The organism is Phytoactinopolyspora endophytica (assembly GCF_004138495.1).
GTDB lineage: Bacteria > Actinomycetota > Actinomycetes > Jiangellales > Jiangellaceae > Phytoactinopolyspora > Phytoactinopolyspora endophytica.
Genome location: NZ_ML142852.1, coordinates 275,645 through 281,251, shown reverse-complemented (window position 1 = coordinate 281,251; position 5,607 = coordinate 275,645). Strand labels below are relative to the sequence as shown.

Annotated in this window: 6 protein-coding genes and 2 pseudogenes; 7 read left to right on the top strand and 1 reads right to left on the bottom strand. The window is 66.0% G+C overall.

All coding sequences use genetic code 11. The annotated features are described in order from the left end of the window. The 5 genes and pseudogenes from ELR45_RS37335 to ELR45_RS09695 all read left to right on the top strand — a co-directional run. Positions 1-601 (top strand): annotated as a pseudogene (locus ELR45_RS37335) (arginase family protein); the annotation flags it as partial. Positions 602-727: 126 nt separating this feature from the next. Next, the gene (locus ELR45_RS42045; protein WP_129665483.1) at positions 728-958 is read left to right on the top strand and encodes a helix-turn-helix domain-containing protein; all 231 of its coding nucleotides are present in this window, start codon (positions 728-730) and stop codon (positions 956-958) included. Between the two features lie 165 nt (positions 959-1,123). Next, positions 1,124-1,225 (top strand): 30S ribosomal protein bS22, encoded by a 102-nt coding sequence (locus ELR45_RS09705; protein WP_013020966.1) that lies wholly within the window; start codon positions 1,124-1,126, stop codon positions 1,223-1,225. Between the two features lie 48 nt (positions 1,226-1,273). Next, positions 1,274-2,323: an NAD-dependent epimerase/dehydratase family protein gene (locus ELR45_RS09700; RefSeq protein ID WP_205856302.1), complete on the top strand. Its 1,050-nt coding sequence runs from the start codon at positions 1,274-1,276 to the stop codon at positions 2,321-2,323. 14 nt (positions 2,324-2,337) lie between these two features. Then, entirely contained in the window at positions 2,338-3,204 is an 867-nt protein-coding gene (locus ELR45_RS09695; protein WP_129665481.1) for a lysophospholipid acyltransferase family protein, read from the top strand. Positions 3,205-3,494: 290 nt separating this feature from the next. Here the strand turns inward: ELR45_RS09695 and ELR45_RS09690 are convergent, their stop codons facing one another. Beyond that, positions 3,495-4,343 (bottom strand): HAD family hydrolase, encoded by an 849-nt coding sequence (locus ELR45_RS09690; protein ID WP_129665479.1) that lies wholly within the window; start codon positions 4,341-4,343, stop codon positions 3,495-3,497. Positions 4,344-4,447: 104 nt separating this feature from the next. Here ELR45_RS09690 and ELR45_RS09685 point away from each other — a divergent pair, with 104 nt between their 5' ends. Both ELR45_RS09685 and ELR45_RS09680 read left to right on the top strand, forming a co-directional pair. Then, complete coding sequence (locus ELR45_RS09685; protein ID WP_129665477.1) at positions 4,448-4,708, top strand: glutaredoxin family protein; 261 nt, start codon at positions 4,448-4,450, stop codon at positions 4,706-4,708. A gap of 328 nt (positions 4,709-5,036) precedes the next feature. Beyond that, positions 5,037-5,607, top strand: a pseudogene (locus ELR45_RS09680) (redox-sensing transcriptional repressor Rex); the annotation flags it as partial.

Sequence of the window (5,607 nt, the reverse complement as noted above, 5' to 3'; positions counted from 1 at the left end):
GAGTCCGCGGACGCTCTTTCCCGGTACGGGCTACCCCGAGGAGGTGGGTGGCGCGGGCGCGGAAGGCTCCGCGGTGAACGTCGCGTTGCCACCGGGTACGGGAGACGCCGGATGGCTGCGCGCGTTCCACGCTGTCGTGCCCCCGCTCGTCCGGACGTGGAAACCGCAAATGCTGGTCTCGCAGCATGGATGCGACAGTCATGTTGAGGACCCGTTGGCACATCTCACTCTCACTGTCGACGGGCAGCGTGCCGGCGCCGTGGCGATTCAGCGTCTGGCGGCCGAACTGTGCGACGGGCGTTGGCTCGCGACCGGAGGCGGCGGGTATGCACTGGCCGACGTCGTTCCGCGGACGTGGACGCACCTGCTGGCGATAGCCGCCGGGAGGCCGATCGATCCGGCCACTTCGGTGCCGGACAGCTGGCGTACGTACGTCAACAGCCTGGACTGCGGGCTCCCCCCGGTGCGTATGACCGACGGGGCCGACGCGGCCTTCCGGGAGTGGGAGGACGGCTATGATCCTGCGGACTGGCTGGATCAGGCGATCCTTGCCACGCGGACCGCTGTCTTCCCCTTCCACGGTCTGGACCCCAACTTCTAATCCGCACATCTGTATCCATATGGTCACTCCCCTTTCCCATCTGTCACATCAGCCACTACCATCATGGGTACGGGTGCTGTTGTCGATGTGCGAGGTACGCGCCGCCGGTGCCCTGGTGGAGGAGCGATGACGACGAGCGGACCGGGTGGGACGCCAGGACAGCCGCTAGGTGAGGTGCGTTTCCTCACGGTCGCTGAAGTGGCGACCGTAATGAGAGTGTCCAAGATGACCGTGTACCGGCTCGTACACGCCGGAACACTGCCCGCTGTGCAGGTCGGCCGGTCGTTCCGTATACCAGAGAGCGCCGTTCACGAGTACCTGGACAGTTCGTACGTCCAGGGCATGCAGGCGGGCTGAGACAGCGACGCAATCTCTATATGTGACTCGGCCGAGTCTCGCTCCCGGTAGTGCGGGTATTCTTGCCCGTAATCGCGTGCTGAGCACCCCGCCGAGTCAAAGCAGGCTGCGGGTATTGTCTGTCCGCGAAAGATCGTATCCATACAAGCTTAGTGAGGGTGCCCCGTGGGCTCTGTGGTCAAGAAGCGACGTAAGCGCATGGCGAAGAAGAAGCACCGCAAGCTGCTGCGCCGTACGCGCGTCCAGCGTCGCCGCCAAGGCAAGTGATCTCGGCTCAGACGGCGGCTCCATAGATCCCCAGGGAGGTGAACCTGGGTGTCCAGAGTGATGGTCGTCGGCGTGGCCCGTTATCTGGGGGCGCGCCTGGCTCGTCTGCTTTCCGAAGATCCGAAGGTCGACCGTGTCATCGGCGTGGACGTGCTCCCGCCGCCCTCGGCTGATCTCGGGGCGATCGACTTCGTCGAAGCGGACATCACCACGTCGGCGATCAACAAGGCCATTGCCCGGTCCCGGCCGGACGTCGTCGTCCACATGAACATCCTGGCGACTCGCGCGGACGCCGGTGGCCGGGTGCCACAAAAAGAGATCAATGTCATCGGGACCATGCAGTTGCTCGCCGCATGTCAGCGATCTGACACGGTCCGGAAGCTGGTGGTGAAGTCCTCCACGGCCGTCTATGGCGCCTCACCCAGCGCGCCGGCGCTGTTCGCCGAGGACATGGCCCAGAACGCGATGGCGAGAAGCGGGTACGAGAAGGACGCGAGCGAGGTGGAGGCGTACGTCAGGGGGTTTACCCGGCGGCGCCCGGACGTGGACGTGACGATCCTGCGGTTCGTCAACGTCCTCGGCCCTGCCATCCGGACCGTGCTGTCCGAATACTTCGTGCTTCCGGTCGTGCCGGTGGTGTTCGGACGTGATCCGCGTTTCCAGCTCGTTCATGAAGAGGACTGCCTCGACGCGCTCAAGCTGGCCACCGTCGAGAGCCGTCCTGGTATCTTCAACGTCGCAGGTGACGGCTTCCTTGTGCTGAGTCAGGCCCTGGCACGTGCCGGTCGGTTGCCGATGCCGTTGCCCACCCTCGGCTCGCCTATCGTGCGAGGTCTGATGCGCCGGGCAGGGATCGCGGATATGGACTCGGTGCAGACCCGGTTCCTCACCCACGGCCGCGGCGTGGACACCTCTCGCATGCGTGAGCAGCTGATGTTCGTCCCGCGATTCAGCACGGTAGACGCGTTCGACGCGTTCGTCGAGGCGCGTGCCCGTGGAGGCATCCTCGATCGGGAACGCGTGGCTGCGGTGGATCAGGTGCTGCGCTCAGTGTGCGGGCTGGATGGCAGGCAAGCCGGCCTGGACGTCATCGAGTGAACGCAAGGGGTGACATGACGAGCTTGATCGACATGCTCGGCGACGAGATGGCTGGGCGTGCGGAACGCTTTCTGGGATTCGCGAGGCGACGGCTGACCGGCGACTTCACCGTCGACTCCTTCGGATTCGATGCGGAACTCACCGAGAACGTCCTGCTTCCTGCGCTGCGTCCGCTGTACCGGAATTGGTTCCGGGTGGAGGTGCGCGGCATCGACAACGTGCCGGCCGACGGTGCGGCCCTCATCGTGGCGAACCACTCCGGGACCGTTCCGGTCGATTCCCTCATGACGCAACTGGCCGTGCATGACGAACACCCGGCCAGCCGGCACCTGAGAGCCCTGGGTGCGACTCTCGTCTTCCAGCTGCCGGTCGTCTCGGATCTGGCCCGCAAGAGCGGGTCGACCCTGGCGTGCAACGAGGATGTGGAGAAGTTGCTCGCCGGCGGTGAGCTGGTCGGGGTCTGGCCGGAGGGATTCAAAGGCGTAGGCAAGCCCTACTCGGAGCGCTATCAGCTGCAGCGATTCGGCCGTGGTGGGTTCGTCGCGGCGGCCCTGCGTTCGGGTGCACCGATCGTGCCGTGCTCGATCGTCGGTGCCGAAGAGATCTATCCGATGATCGCCAACGCCGACTTCCTCGCCCGGTTGCTCAGGCTGCCGTACATCCCGATCACCCCGACGTTCCCCTGGCTGGGACCGGCTGGCCTGGTGCCGCTGCCGTCGAAGTGGATCATCGAGTTCGGCGAACCGATCGAGACCGAGAACTACGGCGACGGCGCGGCCGACGACCCGATGGTGGTTTTCGATCTCACCGACCGTGTGCGCGACACCATTCAGCAGACACTGCACACCCTGGTCGAAGAGCGCGGCAACCCGTTCATCTGATAACGGGGAGATGGACCCGCTGAGGAGGCGGGGCGAGAATTGCCCTCCCCGCCCGCGGACTCGCTCGTTCCTTTACACCTCGTCGTCGGTTCACGCCACCAACGTCGATACCATCTGTCGGTCGCGTCGGCGAATACCGACGGCTCAAGGAGACCTTCGGCCTCCCTTCTCCGCCGGTGTGGCCTGACCCTCCAGGGCTCGCCGATGCCCGCCCGAGCCCTGGAGGGCGATTCTCTCCCCGCCTTCCTCTCCACCCTTCCGCCGGACTGATGGGAACCCTGGTCCGTGATTCAGCGGCGGCGGGCGGCAGTGATCCCGATGACGGTGCCCGCGGCCGCTCCGGCGAGCGCGGCGACGCCGAGCGTGGTGTTGCGGCGCCGGCCGCGATAGTCGCGCACTCTCCAGCCGTGCTTACGGGCGTGTGTCCGCAGCCGGCGGTCCGGGTTGACCGCGCACGGATTGCCGACCAGCGACAGCATCGGTATGTCGTTGGCGGAGTCGCTGTAAGCCGAGCATCGGTGCAGATCGAGACCCTCGTTGGCGGCGAGCGCCTGGACCGCGGCCGCCTTGGCCTCGCCATGGAGCAGGTCTCCGACGAGTTTCCCCGTGAAATGACCGTCGGCCTGCTCGGCGACCGTGCCCAGCGCCCCGGTGAGCCCGAGCTTCTGCGCGATGATGGTAGCTATCTCGACCGGGGCGGCCGTGACCAACCACACACGCTGACCCTGGTCGACGTGCATCCGGGCGATGGCCTGGGTGCCCGGCCAGATCTTGTCCGCCATCCGCTCGTCGAAGATCTCCTCGCCGATCTGACTGAGCTCCGCCACTGACCAGCCGGCAATGAAGATCAGAGCCGCATTGCGTGCTTCGTGCATGTGTTCCGGGTCTTCCGCGCCGATGGCGAACCGGATCTGCTGGTAGCCGAACCGGAGGATGTCGCCGGTCCGGAAGAACTTGCGTTCATGCAGACCGCGGGCGAGGTAGAACAGCGATGCGCCACGGAGCAAGGTGTTGTCGAGATCGAAGAACGCCGCGGTACGCGAATCCGGAGGGAGCTCAATGCCTGCAGCGGCCTCTGCGCTCTCCGCCGCTACCTTGCCGACTCGGTCGTATCGGTTCCGACTCCGCCCCAGGCGCATGACCCCAGACTATCGACGTACCGCTCGGAGGTACGTTGGACATGCGAAACGGGGCTGCGCAGCACAAGTCCGGCCCCGAACCCTAAACGAACCACGGAGAGAACATGGCCAAGGTGGTGATGCTGGGCCGGCCGGGATGTCATCTCTGCGACGACGCCCGCGCCGTGATAGATCGCGTCTGCGGTGAACTCGGTGTCGAGTGGGAAGAGCAGAGCATCGCCGGGGACCCCGATCTCGAACGCCGCTACGGCGAGCAGATCCCCGTCACCTTCGTCGACGGCGAGCAACACGACTTCTGGCGCGTCGACGAAGCCCGGCTCCGCAAAGCCCTGTCTCCCAAACGATTCCGCCTCCGCCGCGGGTGACCATCGCGTTCTACCCGCCCCGCCGCAGGGTGGAGAGCGGGGTGAGCCGGGAGATCTGCCTTCCAGGGCTTGGACGGGCATCGGCGTGTGAGGAGCCCCTGGGCGACGAGCTCGCCGCGGGCGGGGAGGGCAGATCTCCCGGCTCACCCCGCGGTCCGGGCCCCTCATAGACCACGTCAGCCAAGATCGCAACTTTGTGCACGGCTTCACAAGTGCCCTAGGGTGGGGGTCATAGTACGTTCCGCCGGATCCGGACACGACCCCACCCCCGGGATGTCGATTCCGGCCCGGCCGACCGGGGAGTATCGTGGCCCGACCTACTCGTTCGTTGGCGCAGCTAGCGCCGGCACCGGCGCCTCGAGGTGTGCCTGAGGCGACGGTAGCTCGGCTGCCGCTGTACCTGCGTGCCTTGACCTCGCTGTCCGATCGCGGTGTGGCGACGGTCTCATCCGATGAGCTCGCGGAGACGGCGGGGGTCAACTCGGCGAAGCTTCGCAAGGACCTGTCGTACCTGGGTTCGTACGGCACGCGGGGTGTCGGCTACGAAGTAGAGTTCCTCCGCCATCAGATTACCCGTGAGATCGGCCTGACCCAGGATTGGGCCGTGATGATCATCGGGATCGGTAATCTCGGCCACGCGCTGGCCAATTACGGAGGGTTCGCTTCGCGCGGGTTCCGTATCGCGGCGCTGGTCGACGCGGATCCCCGGCGCACCGGCGAGGAGGTCGCCGGTCTGAAGGTTCGCCATGCGGATGACCTCGAGGACGTCGTCTCGACGCTCAACGTTTCCATTGCCGTCGTCGCGACTCCCGCGCATGCCGCACAGGCCGTGTGTGATCGAGTCGTCGCGGCGGGCATCACAAGTATCCTGAACTTCGCACCGGCCGTGGTCCAGGTTC

Excerpts from the sequence above, each read along its gene's own strand:
- ELR45_RS09690 (WP_129665479.1), bottom strand. The coding sequence starts at position 4,343 with ATGCGCCTGGGGCGGAGTCGGAACCGATACGACCGAGTCGGCAAGGTA.
- ELR45_RS42045 (WP_129665483.1), top strand. The coding sequence starts at position 728 with ATGACGACGAGCGGACCGGGTGGGACGCCAGGACAGCCGCTAGGTGAG.
- ELR45_RS09685 (WP_129665477.1), top strand. The coding sequence starts at position 4,448 with ATGGCCAAGGTGGTGATGCTGGGCCGGCCGGGATGTCATCTCTGCGAC.
- ELR45_RS09695 (WP_129665481.1), top strand. The coding sequence starts at position 2,338 with ATGACGAGCTTGATCGACATGCTCGGCGACGAGATGGCTGGGCGTGCG.